Source organism: Planctomycetaceae bacterium (assembly GCA_039680605.1).
GTDB lineage: Bacteria > Planctomycetota > Phycisphaerae > SM23-33 > SM23-33 > JAJFUU01.
In genome coordinates, this window is the sequence record JBDKTA010000043.1 from 75,689 (window position 1) to 95,646 (window position 19,958).

Annotated in this window: 16 protein-coding genes; 9 read left to right on the top strand and 7 right to left on the bottom strand. The window is 64.9% G+C overall.

Annotated elements, in window-relative coordinates; all coding sequences use genetic code 11:
* The first annotated feature begins 135 nt into the window (after positions 1–135).
* The 4 genes from ABFD92_12600 (at position 136) to ABFD92_12615 (ending at position 5,755) form a co-directional block, all read left to right on the top strand.
* The gene (locus ABFD92_12600; protein ID MEN6505376.1) at positions 136–1,290 is read left to right on the top strand and encodes a hypothetical protein; all 1,155 of its coding nucleotides are present in this window, start codon (positions 136–138) and stop codon (positions 1,288–1,290) included.
* 82 nt (positions 1,291–1,372) lie between these two features.
* A complete protein-coding gene (locus ABFD92_12605; GenBank protein MEN6505377.1) occupies positions 1,373–2,167 on the top strand; it encodes a metallophosphoesterase family protein in 795 nt (264 codons plus the stop codon).
* A gap of 35 nt (positions 2,168–2,202) precedes the next feature.
* Complete coding sequence (locus tag ABFD92_12610; protein ID MEN6505378.1) at positions 2,203–4,350, top strand: YidC/Oxa1 family insertase periplasmic-domain containing protein; 2,148 nt, start codon at positions 2,203–2,205, stop codon at positions 4,348–4,350.
* Between the two features lie 118 nt (positions 4,351–4,468).
* Positions 4,469–5,755: an amidohydrolase family protein gene (locus tag ABFD92_12615; GenBank protein MEN6505379.1), complete on the top strand. Its 1,287-nt coding sequence runs from the start codon at positions 4,469–4,471 to the stop codon at positions 5,753–5,755.
* 178 nt (positions 5,756–5,933) lie between these two features.
* Here ABFD92_12615 and ABFD92_12620 read toward each other — a convergent pair whose 3' ends face one another.
* Positions 5,934–7,184, bottom strand: coding sequence for a GAF domain-containing SpoIIE family protein phosphatase (locus ABFD92_12620; GenBank protein ID MEN6505380.1), 1,251 nt, complete (start codon positions 7,182–7,184; stop codon positions 5,934–5,936).
* 239 nt (positions 7,185–7,423) lie between these two features.
* Between ABFD92_12620 and ABFD92_12625 the strand changes: the two genes are divergently transcribed.
* From ABFD92_12625 to ABFD92_12645, 5 genes are all read left to right on the top strand, one after another.
* Positions 7,424–8,440, top strand: coding sequence for a hypothetical protein (locus tag ABFD92_12625; GenBank protein ID MEN6505381.1), 1,017 nt, complete (start codon positions 7,424–7,426; stop codon positions 8,438–8,440).
* Positions 8,441–8,727: 287 nt separating this feature from the next.
* Positions 8,728–8,994, top strand: a complete 267-nt coding sequence (locus ABFD92_12630) for a hypothetical protein (protein MEN6505382.1) — start codon at positions 8,728–8,730, stop codon at positions 8,992–8,994.
* Positions 8,995–9,857: 863 nt separating this feature from the next.
* Positions 9,858–10,985 carry a hypothetical protein gene (locus ABFD92_12635; protein ID MEN6505383.1) on the top strand — a complete coding sequence of 376 codons (1,128 nt, stop codon included), beginning with the start codon at positions 9,858–9,860 and terminating at the stop codon, positions 10,983–10,985.
* 255 nt (positions 10,986–11,240) lie between these two features.
* Complete coding sequence (locus ABFD92_12640) at positions 11,241–11,606, top strand: hypothetical protein (GenBank protein MEN6505384.1); 366 nt, start codon at positions 11,241–11,243, stop codon at positions 11,604–11,606.
* Between the two features lie 374 nt (positions 11,607–11,980).
* Entirely contained in the window at positions 11,981–14,389 is a 2,409-nt protein-coding gene (locus tag ABFD92_12645) for an MMPL family transporter (GenBank protein MEN6505385.1), read from the top strand.
* Positions 14,390–14,554: 165 nt separating this feature from the next.
* On the opposite strand, the gene phoU is transcribed toward ABFD92_12645, so the two are convergent.
* The 6 genes from phoU to ABFD92_12675 form a co-directional block, all read right to left on the bottom strand.
* The gene (gene phoU, locus ABFD92_12650; GenBank protein MEN6505386.1) at positions 14,555–15,226 is read right to left on the bottom strand and encodes a phosphate signaling complex protein PhoU; all 672 of its coding nucleotides are present in this window, start codon (positions 15,224–15,226) and stop codon (positions 14,555–14,557) included.
* Between the two features lie 128 nt (positions 15,227–15,354).
* Complete coding sequence (gene pstB / locus ABFD92_12655) at positions 15,355–16,110, bottom strand: phosphate ABC transporter ATP-binding protein PstB (GenBank protein ID MEN6505387.1); 756 nt, start codon at positions 16,108–16,110, stop codon at positions 15,355–15,357.
* Positions 16,111–16,278: 168 nt separating this feature from the next.
* Positions 16,279–17,022: a phosphate ABC transporter ATP-binding protein gene (locus ABFD92_12660; GenBank protein MEN6505388.1), complete on the bottom strand. Its 744-nt coding sequence runs from the start codon at positions 17,020–17,022 to the stop codon at positions 16,279–16,281.
* Between the two features lie 188 nt (positions 17,023–17,210).
* Positions 17,211–18,047 carry a phosphate ABC transporter permease PstA gene (gene pstA / locus ABFD92_12665; GenBank protein ID MEN6505389.1) on the bottom strand — a complete coding sequence of 279 codons (837 nt, stop codon included), beginning with the start codon at positions 18,045–18,047 and terminating at the stop codon, positions 17,211–17,213.
* Positions 18,044–18,904: a phosphate ABC transporter permease subunit PstC gene (gene pstC / locus ABFD92_12670; GenBank protein ID MEN6505390.1), complete on the bottom strand. Its 861-nt coding sequence runs from the start codon at positions 18,902–18,904 to the stop codon at positions 18,044–18,046. The genes pstA and pstC overlap by 4 nt, the downstream gene beginning before the upstream one ends.
* Positions 18,901–19,833, bottom strand: coding sequence for a phosphate ABC transporter substrate-binding protein (locus ABFD92_12675; GenBank protein ID MEN6505391.1), 933 nt, complete (start codon positions 19,831–19,833; stop codon positions 18,901–18,903). The genes pstC and ABFD92_12675 overlap by 4 nt, the downstream gene beginning before the upstream one ends.
* Positions 19,834–19,958: the final 125 nt, after the last annotated feature.

A 19,958-nucleotide genomic window follows, 5' to 3' on the forward strand; every position in this document is an offset into this window, starting at 1 on the left:
CAACCTCCCATCATGATCGTTTAGTCTACGCGCGTGGGGCTGCCGACGCAAGAACCCCGCCCGGTCGGTTGCCCAGGGCGGACTTGCGTCGCCTGCATGGCGGTCATAGAGTGTTGACACTGAAAGGGCCTTTCGATGAAACCTATCGTCAAGACGATCGACTCGCAGCCGTCGTGGATCATTCGCACGCCGCAGGTGGAACTGGCCGTGACGCAACTGGGTGGGCAACTGGCGCCGGTGACGTTCTGCCGCGACACCTCCGGGCCGGTTCAGCCGTATTGGATCAGCCCCTGGCAGAACGACAAGCGCAAGATCGACGTGCCGGTCCTGGTGCCGCTGCGGGGCGATTTCTTCTGCCTGCCCTTCGGCGGCAACGGCACGGCGTTCAAAGGGCAAAAGCACACCGTCCACGGCGAGACGGCGTCGGCCCGCTGGAGCCTGGCGGGCCTGGAGAAGGCGGGCGCGGCCACCACGCTCACGCTGACCCTGCGCCCGCGCGTCTGTCCGGGCAAGGTCACCAAGACCCTCACGCTCGTCGAGGGCTCCAACGCGATCTATCAGTGCGACCTGCTGGAGGAGTTCGGACCCTGCGCCATGCCGCTGGGCCATCACGCCACGCTGGCCCTGCCCGCCGCGCCGCGGGCTCTGCAGATTTCCACCAGCGCGTACCGCTTCGGCATGACCTGCCCGGTCCCCTTCAGCATCCCCGCCGAGGGCGGCTACCAGGCCCTGGCCGTCAACGCCCGCTTCGCCAGCCTCTCGCGCGTGCCGACGCTGTGGAAGGACCCGGCCTACGCAGACCTGACCGCCTTGCCCGACCGCCTGGGCTTCACCGACCTGGCAGCCGTCTTTCATAAGCCCACGCCCGAACCGGCGTGGACAACGGCTGTCAACACCGAGGCCGCTTACCTGTGGTTCTCGCTCAAAGACCCTGCCGTGCTTCCGGCGATGACGATGTGGATGTCCAACGGCGGCCGCCACGCCGCGCCGTGGGACGGGCACGATCACTGCCTGGGTCTCGAGGACGGCTGCGGATACTTCGCCGAGGGGCTGGCCGAGTCCGCCCGTCCTAACGCGCTCACCCGCGCCGGCGTGCCGACGGCGATCAAGCTCTCGCCCCGTCGAGCGACGGCCATCCGCTACATCCAGGGCGCCCTGCGGACGCCGCGCGGATTCGACCGCGTCGCCGGCGTGGCCTTCGCCCCCGGCCAAGTCACCTTCACCGCCGCCAGCGGCAAGAAGGTCTCCGCCGCGGTGGCGCACGAGTTTCTCAAGAGCGGTCGGGTCTAGAGAATCCGTTAGATTTGACTTACCCGCGGGGTGGAAGTAGCATACGTTGTTCACGGCCGCGGTGGCCTGGAAAGCGATGCGCATGCTTGCGATTATCAGCGACATTCACTCGAACATCGAGGCGCTGACGGCGGTGCTGCGGGACATAGAATCCCGTGGCGTGAAACGCATTGTCTGCCTGGGCGACGTCGTCGGGTACGGTCCCAATCCTTGCGAGGCGCTGGACCTGATCATGCGGCACTGCGAAGTGACGCTGATGGGCAATCACGATTTCGCGGCGTTGTACGAACCCAACAATTTCAACATGGGCGCCGAGGCGGCGTGCTTCTGGACGCGTCGCAAGTTGGAGAAGGAGCCGGACCTGGAGAAGCGCGGCGCCCGCTGGGACTACCTGGGCGCCCTTCCGGTCAAGCACGTCATCAGCGGCGAGGCACTGGGCCTGCCCGGGGTGACCGACGTGGCGTTCACGCACGGCAGCCCGCGCCGCCCGATCAACGAATACATCTTCCCCGACGACGTATATAACTGTCCGGGCAAGTTCCGCGGGCTCTTCGAGCGGTTCAACCACCTGTGCTTCGTCGGTCATACCCACGTGCCGGGGGTATTCCTCGAAACGCCGGATTTTTACAGCCCGGACGAGCTCGACGACGGCGTCTTCGAAGTCTCGTTCCGAAAGGCAATGGTCAACGTCGGGTCGGTCGGTCAGCCGCGCGACCGCGACAACCGCGCCAGCTACGCCACATTGGAACCCAACGGCGCCACGGCCTTGGTGCGGTTCGTCCGGGTGCCGTATAACGTCGATGCCACCATGGCCAAGGTCCGCGCCACGCCCGAACTCGACGACTACCTGGGCAGCCGCCTGAGGGAAGGCCGCTAGTCCTTGGGGATTGCCTGTTTCCAGAGGAGCCGCTTGTGAATGTAAAACGATTTATCGCCGCGTTGGTGGCCGCCGGTGCCGCAGTGGCGCTCTACGCCGTTTGGGCGCACCTGAAAGAACCTGCCTCGCCCGCGCCGGCGACAAAGCCGGCGGTCCAGGCTCCCGCCCCCGCCGCGGCGCCCGCCGCGGCGCCGGCGGTTGCCGCTGCCGCCCCCGCCGCGGCCACGGCTCCGGCGGCGACGGCGCCCGTGCCTGCGCCGACTACCCGGCCATCTGCCGGTGCGGCCTGGCGGGGCATGCCGCAGACGCAGCCGGCTTCGATCCACACCATCGGGTCGCTGCAGGGGCAGGAGCCCGAGAAGTTCCTGATGGCCGTTCAGGTCAGCACCCTCGGCGCCGCCGTCGACACCGTCAAGCTGGCGGACTATTTCGTCAGCGTCGAGGACAAACGGCTGCACGAGAAAGATCCCGCCCAATACCAGATCGCCCGCCAGAACGATCCTGAAAAATATCGCGGGCACTACAGCCTGCTAAACCCCGTCTCGGTCGCCGGCAAGACGGTGCTGCCCCTGGCAACGCGGAGCCTGCGCGTGCAGGCGACCCTCGACGGCCAGCCGCGCGTGCTGTCGCTGGACAATCTCGACCAGAAGGTCTGGAAACCTCTCAGCGTCACCGCCGACAGCGTCCGCATGGTTTACGAACTGGCCTGGAGCGAGGCCGACGACTGGGCGCAGGCGAAAGACAGCCTGGTCCTGCGGCTGACCAAGACCATTCAGGTCAAGCGCAACGATTATTCGATTCACGTCACCCTTGAGGTGGAGAATCTTACCGCCGGCGACCTGCAGATCAGCCTCGACCAGGCCGGCCCGACGGGCGTGCCTCGCGAGTCGTACAAAGAAGACGATCGCACGATCGCATACATCAAACTCGGCGAGGACAACAAGAAGCTGATCCCGTACCGCATTCCGCACGCGGACCTGGCCGCGGGCAAGGATGCGCGGTTTGCCAGCGTCGGCGCCCCGGCCGTCGTCGGCACCACGCTCGAAAAGACGCCCACGCAGTGGATCGGCGTGACCAATGCTTATTTCACGTCGATCATGCTGCCGGAGATGCCCCCCGGCGCGCCGTGGGAAGAGCAGTTCTATGTCGCCGCCGTCGACGAAGGCCCTGCCAGCCGCAACTTCCTCACCGGCGTGCAACTGACGGGCGTGACGGTTCGCCCGTCCAAGGCCGGCGAAGGGCGCGTCTTCAACTTTGACGTCTTCGCCGGGCCCAAGAAGCGAGACGTCTTCACCAACGAGACCAGCCCGTATTTTCGTCAGCGCTATCGCGACCTGAACTACATCTCGACGATCGACCTGGGCTCGTGCTTCTGCTCATCGAGCTGGCTGGCGCTGGCGATGATGTGGCTGCTGCAGAAACTCTCCTGGGTTGCCCTGGGCAACTATGGCGTGGCGATCATCATCCTGGTGGCCCTGGTGCGCCTCGTGCTGCACCCGCTGACGCGCCGCAGCCAGCTCTCGATGATGAAGATGCAGAAGCTCGGCCCCAAGATGCAGCAGCTCAAGGAGAAGTACGCCGACGATAAGGACACCCTCCAGAAGGAGATGATGAAGTTCTACAAGGAACAAGGCGCCGGTCCCGTCGTCGGCTGCCTGCCCATGTTCCTGCAGATGCCCATCTGGATCGCCCTGTGGACCAGCCTCCAGGCCTCGATCGAACTGCGCCACGCGGCGTTCCTGCCGGTGTGGATCACCGACCTGGCCGCGCCGGATATCATCTTCTCCTGGAGCACGCCGCTGCCCTTCGTGGGCCTGACGAGCTTCCACCTGCTGCCGATCCTGGTGGCCATCGCCATGTTCCTCCAGACGATGCTCAATCCCCAGGCTGCCGGCGCCGGTCCTGCCGCCACGGCCCAGCAGGCCCAGCAGCAGAAAATGATGAAGTACCTCATGCCCGGCATGATGCTCTTCATCTTCTACAATATGCCCTCGGGCCTCAACCTCTACATCATGACCTCCACCTTCGCCGGCGTGGCCGAACAGTACGTCATCAAACGACACGTCCAGGCCAAGGAAGAACTCGAGGCCGCCATGGAAACCACCGTGTCGGTGCCGGGCAAAGGCATGCGTGGGGCCAGGCCCAAGAAGCCCAAAGGGCCCTTCTGGACCAAACGCGGATAATTATGGAGTGCGGCGGCCAGAGCCGCCGCTTTAGGAGTTCAGATAAGCGGAAGCTCTTCTCTTGCCCAGAAACTTTCAAAGCGGCAGCTAAGGCTGCCGCACTCCATAAGGGTCTATCATGACGTACCAAGATCTGCGCCACGAAATCGAATCCCTCCCCAGCATCAACGCCCACATCCACCAGGCCGATGTGGCGGCCGAATGGCCGGGGCAGTCGCCCGATCCAATAGCCCTGCTGCGAACGGCGCTGCCGGAGTCTTTCGCCGACCAGAGCGTGCTCGACGTGCTCAACGGCTCGGCGCCCCATCGCGACAAATGGAAGGCCCTGCTGGCGGTCTGGCCGCTGGTGCGGTGCAGCGGTTACGGCCGCGTGGTTGCCGCGCGCCTGCGGGCCCTGGGCGTGGACGACAATCTGACCGAGACCTCGTATGACCAGATCGCTCAACGCCTCGTGCCGTACACGCCCGCCGAGGCGGCCGCGGCGTTCGACGCCGTCGGCATCGGCGGATGGGTAAGCAATGTCGTCGGCCATCCGTGCTTTGGATGGGGCGACGGCATCGCGAAATTCCTGGCCGGCGAGCTGCCGCACGGCAAGAACTTCTTCCCGCTGCTCAACGCCGGGCCCCTGCACGATTTCAGTTCGATGGGCGAACTCGAGGCCGTCGAGCGCGCTGCCGGGGTGAGCATCGCCAGCCTGGACGACTTGACCGGCGCGGTGGGCAAGATCGTAGACGCCTGCGTGGCCAAAGGCGTTGTCGGCATCAAGGACCATCGTGCCTATTCTCGCGGGCTGCTGTTCAAGGCGCCCGTGCGCTCGGCGGCGGCCGCCGAGTTTACCATCGTGCGGGCCAACGGATCGCTGGCCCCGCACCAGAGCCACCTGTCCGATTACGTTCTCGATGCGATTGTCTCCTGCGCCGGCGACCACAAGCTGCCCGTGGCCATGCACACGGGTCTCTGCGCCGGCCGCTACGGGCGCTGCGCCCAGCCGCAGAATAACGCGGCGCTGCTGGCGGGCCTGTTGGAGCGCCACGCGGATGTGCAGTTCGATCTGTATCATCTCAACATGCCCTGGAGCGAGGAGATGCTGGCGCTGATGCAGCGGTTTCCCAACGTGACGGCCAACTGCGTCTGGGCGCAGCACCTTGACGGGGCGGGCATGGAGGAGTTCCTGCTGCGGGCGCTGCAGGCTCTGCCGGCCGACCGCATTTTGGGCTACGGCAGCGACGGAGGCGGAATGGGTTATATCCTGGCGACGCTGGGCCTGGCCAAAGACGCCATCGCCGGCGCCCTGTCGCGACTGGTGGATCGCAACTTCATCAGCCGTTCTGCCGCGCTGGCCGTAGCGAGAATCTGGCTCTACGAAGCCCCGTGCAAGATCTATAAGCTGCCCCTGCCCCAGTAGCACGGGCGTCTCGCCCGTGGTTTCTTCACAGGCAAGTCTTAACGCGCTGGAAGGAGTCGTGGCTGTCGGGCTTGGCCCTCCCGCCACGGCACCCAAGCGCGGCGGCGCACTCAACGAATCCTGGTGCCGTGGCGCGGAGGGGCGAAGCCCCGTAGAGCCACGATTCCTGAACCCTGGATTACACCCGTCGCACGACGATGGCGGTCAGGTCGTCGTCCTGGGGGGCGTTGTGGGTGAAGGCCAGCACCGCCTGGTGGAGGTGGGCGATGATCTCGGCGGCGGGGCTGTCGCGATGTTGGCGCACACACTCCATCACGCGCTCGATGCCGAACAACTCGCCGTCAGGGGCCGAGGCCTCAAAGAACCCGTCGGTGGTGATGACCGCCAGGTCGCCTGCCGTAAAGGCGAAGGCCTCGCTGTCAAACTGCGAGTCGTCCAGGATGCCCAGCGGCAGGCCGGTGGCGGCCACCTGCTGGAAGGCGTCCTCGCCGCGGCGGTAGAAGAGCATCGGTCCGTGTCCGGCGGCGGCGTAGGTGAGCCCCGCGGCGGTGCGGTCGAGCATGCCCAGGAAACACGTGACGAACCGCCCGCCGTCGAGGTCGGCGCAGAGCAGGCGGTTGGCCGCGGCGAGCATTTCCGGCGGGCGATCCTCGCACAGGCTCAGCGCCCGCAGCGTCGCGCGGGTCTGGGCGATCACCAACGCCGGTCCGATCCCGTGCCCGCTGGCGTCGGCCAGCAGCAGCAGCCAGCGCCCGTCGGGCAGGGGCATGAAGTCGTAGATATCGCCGCCGGTGGCGTCGGCGGGCTGGGAGAATCCCGCGACGTCGAAGCCCGCCAGGTCCGGCGGCTGGGTGGGCAGCAGCCGGCGCTGGATGTCGCGGGCGATGTTCATGTCGCGTTCCATGCGCTGCTTGGCGAGGTAGTGCTCGATCAACTGGGCGCGCTGGAGCATGACGCCGGCCTGGGCGGCCAGCGCCTGCGCGAGCGTCACATCGTCGTCATCGAAGGGGCGGGCGCGTTTGTTGAGCACCTGGAGCACGCCGACGAGCTGGCTTTGGTAGTCCTTCAGCGGCAGCGAGAGGATGCTCCGCGTGCGAAAGCCCGTCTGCTTGTCGACGTCGCGGTTGAAGCGGTCGTCGGCATAGGCGTCGGGCACGTTGACGGTCTGCCCGCTGGTCACCGTTGAGCCGGCGATCCCCGCGCGGGCGGGAATGCGAATCTCGTCCAGTCCCGCGGCGATGCGGCTGACGAGCTCGTCGGTCGCGGCGTCATAGAGAAACAGCGTCGCCCGCTCGGCGTCGAGCAGGTCCATGGCGCGGTCGATGATCAGGCGCAGCAGCGAGTCCAGGTCGGACGTGTCGACCATGGCCCGCGTGATATCCAGCACCTTCTGCAGATCGGCGCATCGCTTGGCTTCGAAGGGAATCATCGCCAGCCAGAGTACGCCGCCACCGGTGACGGGTCAAAAAAAAAGCGTCGCGGAACGACCGGGAAACAGATTATCACAGTGGCTCAGAGGGCTCAGAGGAAGAAACAAGAAGACCCTTCCTGTCGTGTCTTTGTTTCTACCTCAGTGCTCTCTGTGCCTCTGTGGCAAATGTCTCAATCAAATTTGGCAGCGTATAATTCCCAAGTCGCGGCCGGACGTTTTGTGTGAGGAGGGCAGCCGTGGCGGCACGATCGGGCGATCATGATCGGGGGCGGGGGTCTCGTTGCACCTGCAATGGATGGCGCAACACGGGGTCCAGCCCGGTGGCGCTGATGATCGGGGTGCTGTTCATCATCGCGGCGCTGCTGGAATGGGCGCGCGGGCACCTCGGGCCCGTGGCGGTGTTTGGCGTCATCGCACTGGTGGCCGGTGTGACGTTCATGCGATGGCTGGCGCCGCGCCTCTTGCGGCAGGCCAAGGCCTCTGCCGCTGCCGACGCGGTGCAGCCGTTGCGCGGCGACGACGGCGAACTGACCTATGGCACAGCGAGTTCGACGATGGTCCGCCAGATGGATCTGCCGGGTCTGCGCATCGTGCTGGCGGCCGCCTCCGGCCAGGCCGACACGGCGATGATGCTTCGGCACCAATCCGGCGACGACCGCTGCGCGTTTGTGCTGTCGCCGCATTCAGCCGACGCGACGGCGGTACATGGGATGCTGCGGGCGGCGCACGAGGGAGAGCCTGAACTACAGGCGACCGCCGTCGAGATCCTGCGGCTCTGGCAAGAGGCGTACGCCGGCGCGGAGGTGCTGGTAGGGTGCTGGGAGGCGTCGACGCGCAAGCTGGCGTATTTCAGCGTGGGGTTCGAAACGCCCTCGATCATCAACCACGGCTGGCCTCACCGGACGCAGACGCCCATCGACGCCGATGGCGCCATCCGCCAGGCGATGACGTTCGGAGTTCATCAACTCTCCGGCGCCGAGCGGTGGCTGCTGTTCACGCGGCCTCTGGTCGACGTGGGCGATCCGCATCGCCAGCCCTTCAACGAGGTGGGCCTGGTCCAGTATGCCCACGATGCGGTGGCGATGGAACCCACCGCCTGGGTGCGCTACCTGCTGCAACAGGCTCTCGAGGCCCATCACGGCGACCTGCCTGCCGGGGCCATGCTGGTCTCGCTGATGTCCTTCAGCAGCGCAGCGCCCGAAAAGCGCCCGCTCCGGCGCATTGCCATACCCGTCCATGACGACGACGGTTAGCCCGGATATTTCACCGCAGTCGAACATGAACCTCCGCTGTACCCGGAAACCTCGCGTGGCAGGGTCAATTCCGCGTCCCGCAGAGACGCCAGGACGTTCTCCGGAGGCTTACGCCTCGGGCTAAATCCTGGAGCCTCTTCGAGGCTCATTCTCTGAGCAGAGATCGCAGAGACCCGCAACCAAAGACAGCTTCGTAATTTGCCTTGGCGCGGGCATATGAGACTCTATCTAATACTTCCCCGGCCGTCGGCGAGCCTGGCGGCGGTGGGCTAAGAAAGGAAATGATGATGACTCAACAGCAACCGCACGTGATTCTGGCGGTCCACGTGACCGATCGGGTGAAGAAAGCCTCTGCCGTTCAGGCCCTGCTGGGCAAGAACGGCGGGATCGTCCGCACGCGCCTGGGTCTGCACGACACCGGCGAAGGCGCCGGTTCGCCCTCAGGGGTGATCCTGCTGGAGTTGATCGGGCCGGCAGCCGCCGGCCGCGCGCTGGCCGCCAAGCTCGCCGCCATCGCCGGCGTCGAGGTCAAGCGCATCGCCTTCTCGCACTGACGGCGCGTAATAGAACGACCGGCGTCGGGGCAACAACACGCGACGGCATGAAACAACAACGCCGTCCCGAGCCGACTCTGTCGGAGGTCCCCCCCGATGTGGAAGAAACCATATCGCCGGCTGGGAGACCATGACATGTTTGGGTTTTTCGTGGGCCTGCCTGCCGCTGCCAGCCATGGCGACCCGCTGAACAACGCGTGTCGCCATGCCACCCCGCCGATAAGGTGGGACGATGAGCTGGGACAGTCAGCCATTCTGCGGTCGTGGAACATTGCCTGATCCTTCAGCGCAGTGGCCTGGTCATCCCCCGTCGCCGCAAGGCGACCCTGGAGTGCGGTGGCACCGACACCGCCCTCGATGTTGTTGGGCGTAGCATGATGACAGGGGTCAAAAGGGGACGGGCTACTTTACGGGGCTGGTCTTTGGATGCAGTTCCTTTGTTCTGGGGCGGCCTCGGGGGCGGAGGGTGTGGGCCAAGGCCCAGGGCGGCCGCCGTCCGCTTGATCCATGACGGGTCGCTCAGCGGCGTGCCGCGGGCGCTGGAACCACGCCGGTTCGCCTCTTGTGGCCGCCGGGTACGACGCGATACAATAACTCCGCCGAGACTGGGGCTGGGGCGTTGAAGACCCGTGCCTATGAAGAGGCGGCCGCACATGGCAGAAGCCTGCAACGAACCTGTGTCGAAAATGGGGACTGTCCCGCGGTTTGGGACTGTCCCCAGTAGTCCCCGTTCCCTCCGCCCCGGCGCCGTCCGCGAAAGACACGAAAAGGTTCCTGACCCCGTTGTTCCATCCGTGTAACAAATAGTGGCTTCCAGACATTCCAGTTCACATGGCCATAGCGGGTAGTGAAAGGGAAACGAGATGAAGAATATCTGGTGCTGGCGGTGTCGCAAGATGGTCCCCATGTTGGACGAGCATGAATATGCGGAGGTTGAATCGACCCTGAAGAAGTACCAAGCCCTTTTTCCTTCGGTCCGAGATGATCAGAAGGAGTACAATCGAATGCTTCGTGAGATGGAGGACAAGCTTGAAGACATCCATAGGCGGATAATCGGAAAGCGCCCAAAAGATACAGACACAGTTATACACCATCGCGCTTCGATATATGGCCCCCCATGCCCCTCCTGTGGCAAAGAATTGCGTACGCCGGCGGCATCGCGGTGCTTCGAGTGCGGGTGGAAGAAAGAACAGGATCCAAGCACCCAGCCTTCTTCAAGCAATGCGATCTACACCGCCTCCGATGTCGAGCGATGGCAGCAGGTGCTTAGGGAGAGTCTTCCAAAAGCCCTTGCCGACTGCCGTAGCGGCCAGCCCGGTCCTTGGGGCGACTATGGACTGAGCCGCTTGAGCCTGCAGTACAAAGATGTCGCCTTCACTGCCGCCGCACAGGGGCAGTGGTCCAAGGCCATGGGATACTTCGCCGCCAGTTGCTCCGTTATGGCAGTGCTATACGAGCAGTTCGCCTCAGGTAAGAACATCGATCCAGAATATCTGAGCATGGCCAATTGGACTTTTCTGCTTCAGGCTCATGCGGCCAATAGCCCCTCAGTGGCCGCACGATTTGCCCAGGTGTTCGATCTGAAGTACGCCAGTGATAAGCGGACCATGAGTACGGAAGGCGCCATCTACCTGGGCACAGCGCTGAGGTATTTGAGTGAAGGACAGGTTGACGCGGCCCGAGCAGCCTTGGGCAAGAAGCCGCCCAAGGGCAGCACCTTGGACCTGGCCATCATCGCCTGCCTGGCCGCCATTGCGCGATTGGACGAGGCAGCCTTTGCCTCCGACTTGGCTCGCGCGGCATTGGCATGGCAAAATCATGCCCGGGAACATTGGCGCGGCCAGCCGGCATCCGTCTGCTTTGACGGCGGGGTGGGCTTGGTGCGCCTAGCCGAACGCGTTTGGAAGAAAGCCGTTCTGCCGAATATTGCCGGCATTCCTGACGAAATGCTCGGCGACTGCCGGCCTGAACCGATTGCCACAGGTTTGTAAAGGCGGCTGAAGGGGACAGCAGCGGGATGGTCTTTGCGGACAGTTCCAATATGTTTGCGAAAGTGGATCGGCAAGGGAGTCAATCGATGAACCGCGATAAGGCTGCCAGGACGTTGAGGCAAATACCGAAAAGTGAACTGGAAGTCAGGTTGCAGCAGGACCTTTACGGGGCTGGTCTTTGGATGTAGTTCCTTTGTTCTGGGGCGGCCTCGGGGGTGGAGGGTGTGATCCAGGCCCAGGGCTGCGGCCGTCCGTTTGATCCATGACGGCTCGCCCAGCGGCGTGCCGCGGGCGATGCTGTGGCGCACGGCCGCCAGTTCCGCTTCGCTCTGCACGGCCGCCACTTGGTCCAGCCAGTCTCGGGGTCGCTGGAACCACGCTGGCTCGTTCCATCCGCCGGCGCCGCCGGCGGCCCAACGATGCAGGCTTGACCATCGCCAGTTCTCCGCCTGCCGCACCAGGCCCGCCCGCAGCGGGTTGCGTTCGACGTATCGCACCACCTTCCAGATCGAATCGCCTTTCTCGATCATCCCGGCGGCTCGCTCGTCGGCCGAGGGGCGGCGGTGCTGGATCGGAAAGCTCTTGAACCGCCCCTGCCACACGTGCCCGCTGCTGGCGTAGCGGCGATGGTGCCGCCGCACGTGCGGGGAGGAGCACAGGCGCAGTGGAGGGATAGACGTCGCCGATGACCTGACCGCATACGAGTGGTTGCCGTGGCCGGGGTTTCCGCAGACTCGACGCTTCACTGCCCTGAAACAACAGCCAGGGCGGCGTCGCGGCCGCCGCACTCCAGGGTCGCCTTCTGGCGACGGGGGAGACTGCTCACGTGCCCACTGAGAACGCGCCGGCAAGCCCCGCCGCTAACGGAGGCGGCGGAGCGCTCTGCTCGTGCGCTGTGGTTGGGGTGAACCGAGGGTTCATGTTCGACTGAGGCCCAACCAGATAAACCTTGTCGGTCGCGATACAATTAGTGTCTCAACTACCGGGAGGGGTCCTTGTTCACACGACTGGCGAACTTCTTGACGCGGCACTGGGTGCTGGTGCTGGTGCTCTGGGCGGCGGGGGCGGCGGCAGCGATCTTGACCGCCCCGTCGCGGCAGGAGGTCGCCGGCAGCGGGGAGAACGCGTACCTTCCGGCATGGGTGCCCAGCCGCCAGGCCGATGAGGTCATCGCCAGGCATTTCGAGCGTTCTTCGGACGTTTCCTCCGCGGTCATCATCGTCGAGCGCGCCGGCGGTCTGAGCGGGCTGGGCGAAGCAGGGCAGGCCCAACCGGCGCCGCCCCGCAGCGACTGGGCCTTCCTGTCGCGCCTGACCGCGGCGCTGCAAGAGCGCGCTTCGGCGATGTCGTGGAATGTGGCCTCGCCTGCCGATCCGAATCTGCCGCTGGTGCAGACGCTGCTCGTCAGTCCGAAAAAAAACGCGGCCGTGATCGTGATAGGCCTGCCCCACAACTTTCTCTCCGGTGAGGCCGGCGCGGCGGTTGCGAAGATCGAGTCGATCATGGCTTCGGCGCAGCCGCCGGGCGGCCTGACGGTGACGATTACCGGCTCGGCGGGCTTTGGGCGCGACTATACCAATGCCATCGAGCTGAGCCTTCACCGGACCACGTGGGTGGCGGCGGCGGCGGTGGTTCTGATCCTGCTGATCCTGTACCGCGCCTTGCCGGTGGTGATCGTCGTGATGGTTGTCGTCGCCCTGGCGGTTGCGGTGGCGGTGTCGATCATCCTGATCGTGGCCCGCTACGGATGGTCGGTGTCGACGATGGTGGAATTGTTCGCCATCATCGTCGGCTTCGGCGGCGGCGTGGACTTCTCGCTGTTCTTTCTGTCGCGCTACCACGAGGAACTGGCGCACCTGAGCCCCTCGATCAGCCGCGCCGAGCGGCGGGCCCTGGTCGCGCGAGTGATGGCGGGAACAGGACCGGCGATCCTCGCCTCGGCCGCCACCGTCGCCGCGGCGCTGAGCCTGATGTACGTGGCGACGTTTCCGCTGTTTCATACCTCCGGGCCCTCCGTGGCTATCAGCGTGGCCGTGACGTGCCTGGCCAGTCTGACCCTCACGCCGGTGGTGGCGTACCTTCTGGGGCGGGGGCTGTTCTGGCCGCGGCGGGTGGACCTGGACTCAGTGCGGACGCTGGCCGGCGCGGGGCTGTGGGATCGCGTCGCTTCCTTCACGGTGCGCCGGCACGTGGTGATCCTGGTGGCGACGCTGGCGGTGCTGGCGCCGCTGTCGGTCGGCGGATGGCGCCAGGAAGTGATCTATAACACGCTGGCCGATCTGCCCGCCTCTGACCAGTCTGTGCTGGGTTGGGAGATATTCAAACGGCATTTCCCCACCGGGGAAATGGCGCCGCTCCAGGTGGTGGTGGAACTCGATAAACCGCTGGACGAAGCCGCCTGGGCGGCGCTGGCCATGACGGTCGACGCGCAGATGGCGGCCATGCCCCAGGTGCGGCAGGTGCGCAGCGTGGCCCACCCGCTGGGGGTTGGGCGGCTGGAGATCGCGCCGCAGTTGGCGTCGGTGCTGATGGCGCAGGCTGCCCCGGCGACCGCCCCGGCCGCCACGCCCCCGCCGGCGGCGGGCATCCTGCCGCAACTGTCCACGGCGATCGAGCAACAGGCGCGCGATCTGCGAGAGTCGGCCCATCGCTATCGCAGCGAGGTCCTGCCGCGATACCTCGCCCGAGACCGCCATGCCGCCCTGTGGTACGTCGCCCTGCCCTGGCAACCCTATGACAACCAGGCCATGGATGCCCTGCCCCCGCTGGCCCAGGCCGTTGAAGAGGCTGTCAGAACCCACCCCGCGGCTGCGGGCGCGAACCCGCGGGTGCTCATCGCCGGCGACACGGCTTTGATGCGGGACCTGCGATCGGTCACCGACCGGGACTTTCTGTTGGTGGGCATCATGGCGGTGGTGGTCATCATCGTCATCGTCACGCTGCTGATCCACGACCTGCTGGTGGCGCTGTTCGTCATGCTGGCGACGGTCCTGACGTACGGAACGGCCCTGGCGCTGACGGCCTGGACGTTCCAGTTTTTGGCCGACTCGCACGGACTGGACTGGAAGATCAACTTCTTCCTGTTCGTGATCCTGGTGGCCGTCGGGCAGGACTACAACCTGTTCATGCTCACGCGGATCATGGAAGAGCGCCGCAACCATCCGCTCCGGACGGCGGTGCATCATGCCATCGCCCGAACGGGATCGACCATCAGCTTCTGCGGGCTGGTGATGGCCGCGACGCTGGGGTCGCTGTCGAGTTCGCCCCTGCGGCTGTTGCAGCAACTGGGCATGGCGTTCATCGTGGGCATTCTGGTCGACACGTTTCTGGTCCGCCCGCTGATGGTGCCGGCGTTTATCCTGGCGTTCAACCGCATGAAGAATCATGCCCTACATAAGACCTGAAAGATCTGAAATATAACAAAGATAATGGCGAATCCGCTTCCCTTCCCTGTAAAGTGCTGTGAAAAGTACAACAAAGTGCAAGTAAGTGCAATAGTGGGATGAGGCGGGCAGGTTTTGCCGGTTGCGGCCTCGACGCCCCGGCGCGGACCACTGACCAACTCTTTCTCACCTCGGGATCTGGGGGTGTCGGACGTCCTGGCCTTTGACCATGTAGATGACGTCTTCGGCGATGTTGGTGGCGTGGTCACCGACGCGTTCGAGGGTCTGGGCGATAAGCATCAGGGCCATCGCCCGCTCGATGGACTGCGGGTCGGCGATCATGTAGGTGAACAGCTCTCGCAGGACCTGGTCGCGCAGGTCGTCGACCTTGTCGTCGGTCATGCGCACGGTCTGGGCCAGCAGGATGTCGCCGCTCTGGAAGGCCTTGACGCTGTCGCGCACCATGCCGCGGGCCAGGTCGGCCATTCGCGGGATGTCGATGAGCGGCTTGAGCGGCGGGACCGTCAGCAGGAAGTCGACCTTGGTGGAGATGTTCACCGCCAGGTCGCCGATGCGTTCGAGTTCGGCGTTGATCTTCATGGCCGCGACGATGGCCCGCAGGTCGTTGGCCACCGGTTGGCGGGTCGCCAGCAGCGTCAAGGCTTTGTCGTCGATGGCGATCTGCAGGCGGTTGATCTTCTCCTCCTGCTGGGGGATCCCATCGGCCAGCGACCTGTTACGGCTGGCCAGTTCTTCCACCGCCCGGTCGACGACCTGCTCGGCCAGTTCGGCCATGCCGATGAGGCTGCCCTTGAGGTCGCTCAGTTCGCGGTCCAGTTGTCGCTTGTGCGTGTCCATTCAACAAAACCCTCATCAGCAGCGTCGCACGGCGGCGCTGAATCGTCCTCGTCCTCGTCGTCGTCCTCGGCTTCCAACGTCAGGGAAGAAACCGACGACGAGGACGAGGACGACGACGAGCACGAAGCCTATCCATATCTTCCGGTAATGTAATCGGCCGTTCGGTTGTCGCTGGGCGCAGTGAAAATCTCCGGCGTCTTTCCCATCTCGATCATTTCGCCCAGGAGCATGAATGCCGTCATGCTCGAGACGCGGGCAGCCTGCTGCATATTGTGCGTAACGATGACGATGGTATACCGCTCCGCCAGGCGGCGCATGAGGTCCTCGATGTGGTCGGTGGCGATGGGGTCCAGCGCCGAGCAGGGCTCGTCCATCAGGATGACCTCCGGCTCGACCGCCAGCGTCCGCGAGATGCACAAGCGCTGCTGCTGCTCGGGCGAAAGCTGCAGCGCCGGTTCGTCCAGGCGGTCCTTGAGGTCCTCCCACAGGGCGGTGGCCTCGAGGCTGGCCTGCACCAGGTCGCGCATGGCCGCCGACCCGTTGCCGCCATGCACCCGCGGACCGAAGACCACGTTCTCGTAGACCGACAGCGGAAACGGATTGGGCCGCTGGAACACCATGCCCACGCGCTTGCGGAGCTGGGGCAGGTTGGTCCCGCCGGAGTGAATGTTCACGCCGTCCAGGAGAATCTCGCCCTCAACCCGCGCTGTCGGGATCAGATCGTTCATCCGGTTGAAGCATCGCAGCAGCGTGCTCTTGCCGCAGCCCGAAGGGCCGATGATGGCCGTGATCGCCCGAGGCGGCACCGACATCGTCACATTCTTCAGCGCATGGAAATGGCCGTAGAAGAGATTCAGGTTTACTGTCTCGAGTTTCTTATCCATCAGCACTCTCAGAAACAAATCCGAAACAGCAAATCCGAAATCCGAAACAAAGGACAAAAAGCAAACAACAATAAGACTCGCGACGGATAGCGGTCGGTTCCATTATTGCTTCTTGTTGTTTGTTGTAGTTTGCTTCGGATTTCGACATTCGAATTTCGAATTTGTTCTTCATCCAAAGTTTCCCGTCAAGTAATCGTTCGTCCGCGAGTGGTCCGGGGCGGTGAAGACCTTCGCCGTGGGGCCGACTTCGATCAGCTCGCCCATCAGGAAGAACGCCGTGCGGTCGCTGGCGCGGGCGGCCTGCTTGGTGTTGTTGGTCACCAGCACGATCGTGTAGCGGCTCTTGAGTTCGTAAAGGGCCTCTTCGATCCGGGCCGTCGAGATCGGGTCCAGGCCCGAGCACGGTTCGTCCAGCAGCAGCACCTCGGGCTCCAGCGCCAGCACGCGCGCCAGGCACACGCGCTGCTGCTGTCCGCCGGAAAGATTCGTCGCCGGCTCCTGCAGGCGGTCTTTGAGTTCGTCCCAGATGTACGCGCTGGCCAGGCTGCTCTCGACGGCGGCATCGAGTTTCTCGCGCGAGCGCACGCCCGCCAGTCGCAGGCCGTAGACGATGTTGTCGTAGATCGACCACGGCAGGGGCGTGGGCGTGGCGTAGACCATCCCCAGGCGGCGGCGCAGGGCGGTCACGTCCATCTTGGGATCGTAGATGTCCTGCCCGTCGAGCAGGATGTGCCCGGAGTGGCTGGCCCGCTCGTCCAGGTCGTTGAGACGGTTGAGGCTCCGCAGCAGCGTGGTCTTGCCGCTTCGGGCCGGGCCGATGATCGCCAGGCGCTCGTTGGCGAGTATCTCCAGGCTCACCCCGCGCAGGGCGGCCTGGTCGCCGTACAGGACGCTGAAGTCGTCGATGACGATCTTGGCCTTGGGCCCCTGCCCGGTCGCCGGGGCCTGAGACACATTTTGAGTCTGCTCATTCATAATCGGCAAGACAGCCACGCCCGGCTGGGGCAGATCGTGGCTCTCCGGGCCTGCGGCCCTGCGCGCCACGGCACCCAGCTACCCTTCCATCCTTCCAGTATTCCACCATTCCATTCTTCCGCTTTTCACGCAGCCTTGGCGATAAACCGGCTCATCAGCCAGTACGCCGCGATATTGATCAGGAGGATCGATATTATCAGGATAGCCGCCGTCGCGTAGGCATTGTCCATGCTGATGCCCTCGCGCGACAGGATGTAAAAATGCACCGACAGCGTGCGCGAGCTTTCCATCAGCGACTGCGGCATGCGCAGGGCCGAACCTGCCGTCAGGATCAACGCCGCCGTCTCGCTGATGCTGCGCCCGATTGACAGCACGATGCCCGTCGAGATGCCCGGCAGAGCTGACCGCAGTACGACGTTGGTGACCGTCTGCCAGCGCGTGCCCCCCAGGCCCAGGCTCACCTCGCGAAAGGCCGCCGGCACGGCGCGAATGGCTTCTTCGCTGGTGCGGATGATCGTCGGCAACACCATGATCGCCAGCGTCAACCCGCCCGCCAAAATCGACAGGCCCATCTTCAGCGTGATGGCAAAAAACACGAACCCGAACAGACCGAAGATGATCGACGGGATGCCCGCCAGGCAGTCGGCCCCGAAACGGATCACGGCCGTCAGCTTGCCCTCACGCGTGTATTCGGTCAGGAAGATGGCCGTGACAACTCCCACCGGCGCGGCGATCAGAACGGCCAGCGCCGTCACCGCCAGTGTTCCGACGATCATGGGGCCGATGCCGCCGGCCTTGCCCATCTCGCGCGGATGATCGCTCAGGAAGGTCCAGGTCACGTGCGGCAGGCCTTTGACCAGCACATACACCACGATAAACAGCAGCACCGCGACCGTCAAAGCCGCCAGGGCCCACAGGCCTGTCACCACCGCCTTCTGTCGCAGGGCTGGAGAGAGCGTCATACCTTGGGCACCCTCCGCGCCCGCTGCCGCGAAACAGTCAAGGCGATCGAGTTAAGGACCATGATGATGACGAACAGCGTCACGCCGGTGGCGAACAGCGCCTGGCGGTGCTCGCCGGTGGCGTAGCCCATCTCCAGGGCAATGTTGCTCGTCAGGGTGCGCACCGAATCCAGAACGCTGGTCGGCAACGCCAGGCTGTTGCCGGCGACCATGATGACGGCCATCGTCTCGCCGACGGCCCGACCCATGCCCAGGATGAACGCGGTGACCAGGCCCGAGCGGGCGGCCTTGAGCACGACCATGCGCGTCGCCTGCCAGCGGGTGGCGCCCAGAGCGATGGCGCCCTCGCGATAGCTTCGCGGAACCGCCCGCAGGGCGTCGACCGAGATGCTCGTGACCGTCGGAAGCACCATGATGCCCAGGATGATCGAAGCCGCCAACGCCGACAGGCCCGGACCGCCGAGGTACTGGCGGATGATCGGCACCAGGATCACCACGCCCATGAACCCGTACACGACCGACGGAATGCCCGCCAGCAATTCAATCGCCGGCTTGACGAACGTCGCCAGGCGACGCGGGGCGAACTCCGTCAGCACGATGGCGCAGCCCAGACCGAAGATCAGCCCGATCACCATCGCCCCGGCTGTCACCACCAGCGAACCGATGATCATCGGGAAGATCCCGAACTGTCCCTGCCCCGGACGCCACTGGCTGGACAGGAAGAAGTCGCTGAACCCCACGCGGAAGATCAGCGGCAGCCCTTCCTTGAAGATAAAGACGGCGATGAGCGCCAAGGCCCCGATGGCCGTCAGCGCCACGCTCATGAGAATCCACTGGATGATCTTGTCCTGCCTCATTGAGCCGACACCAATCCCTGACTTTCCAGCACCGCCTGGCCCGGCGGGCTCAGAACGTACTGAATGAAGGTTCCAGCCTGGGGCGTAAGCCCCGCCGCCCCCGCCAGCGGCGAGTTCGCCTGAGTCGAGGCCGTCGCCGCCCCGACGGCGCGATGCACCACGAACAGGAACGGCCGCACCAGCGTGTACGAACCGTTGCGCACATTCTCCACCGACGCCTCGACGCCGTTGATCTTGAGCGACTTGACCTCCGTACCGACCAGGCCCAGGGACATGTATCCCACGGCGGCCGGGTCCGTCCGGACGAGTTCCTTGACGGCCCCGTTGGACTCCTGCACCAGCGCCCGCAGGGCGGTCTCCCGGCCGTGCATCACCAGGTGCATGAAGGCCTCTCGCGTTCCCGAGCCTTCCTCGCGCATGATGAGGTTAACGGGGCGGTCGGGCCCGCCCAGTTGCTTCCAGTTGGTCACGTCGCCGGCAAAGAGGCTCCGAATCTGTTCTTGGGTCAGCGAGTCGATGGGGTTGGACTCGTTGACGATCACCGCCAGGCCGTCGCGGGCGATGACGATGGGCATCATCGTCTGTTGCTCCTGGCGGCTGAGGCTTCGCGAGCACATGCCGATATCGGCCAGACCGCTGGCCAGGGCCTGGATGCCGGCTGTCGAGCCGCCGCCTTGAACCTCGACGCTGATATCGCCGTGGCGCTGGTCGAAGTTCTCGGCCAGCAGTTCCGCGAAGGGCTCGACCGAGGTCGATCCGATCAGGGTGACCATCTTGCCCCGCGTCTTGCGAAAGCCGCCGGCCCCCCAGATCAGACCCAGCGTCAGCAGCAGCAACAAGATCGCCGTCAGCGCAGCAGCCACGGGCACCTTGCGACGTGGACGGTAGTGTTGTGGCGCCGGCGGCGCCTGCGTCATCCTGACAGCCATCATGACTTCCTGTGTCGAGCCTTGTCCAATCGGGCGTCATTGTAACCACCTGACCGTCCCAGGCAAGTTTTTGTGCAGCGGCGAAACCCCGAGTCCGGCCGGCGGTTATGTTCTGGGGAATAAAA

Bases quoted from the DNA above. Each gene is read 5' to 3' on its own strand.
- ABFD92_12635 (MEN6505383.1), top strand. From the start codon at position 9,858: ATGAAGAATATCTGGTGCTGGCGGTGTCGCAAGATGGTCCCCATGTTG.
- phoU (MEN6505386.1), bottom strand. From the start codon at position 15,226: ATGGACACGCACAAGCGACAACTGGACCGCGAACTGAGCGACCTCAAG.
- ABFD92_12675 (MEN6505391.1), bottom strand. From the start codon at position 19,833: ATGGCTGTCAGGATGACGCAGGCGCCGCCGGCGCCACAACACTACCGT.
- pstA (MEN6505389.1), bottom strand. From the start codon at position 18,047: ATGACGCTCTCTCCAGCCCTGCGACAGAAGGCGGTGGTGACAGGCCTG.
- pstB (MEN6505387.1), bottom strand. From the start codon at position 16,110: ATGGATAAGAAACTCGAGACAGTAAACCTGAATCTCTTCTACGGCCAT.
- ABFD92_12620 (MEN6505380.1), bottom strand. From the start codon at position 7,184: ATGATTCCCTTCGAAGCCAAGCGATGCGCCGATCTGCAGAAGGTGCTG.
- ABFD92_12615 (MEN6505379.1), top strand. From the start codon at position 4,469: ATGACGTACCAAGATCTGCGCCACGAAATCGAATCCCTCCCCAGCATC.
- ABFD92_12630 (MEN6505382.1), top strand. From the start codon at position 8,728: ATGACTCAACAGCAACCGCACGTGATTCTGGCGGTCCACGTGACCGAT.
- ABFD92_12605 (MEN6505377.1), top strand. From the start codon at position 1,373: ATGCTTGCGATTATCAGCGACATTCACTCGAACATCGAGGCGCTGACG.
- ABFD92_12600 (MEN6505376.1), top strand. From the start codon at position 136: ATGAAACCTATCGTCAAGACGATCGACTCGCAGCCGTCGTGGATCATT.
- pstC (MEN6505390.1), bottom strand. From the start codon at position 18,904: ATGAGGCAGGACAAGATCATCCAGTGGATTCTCATGAGCGTGGCGCTG.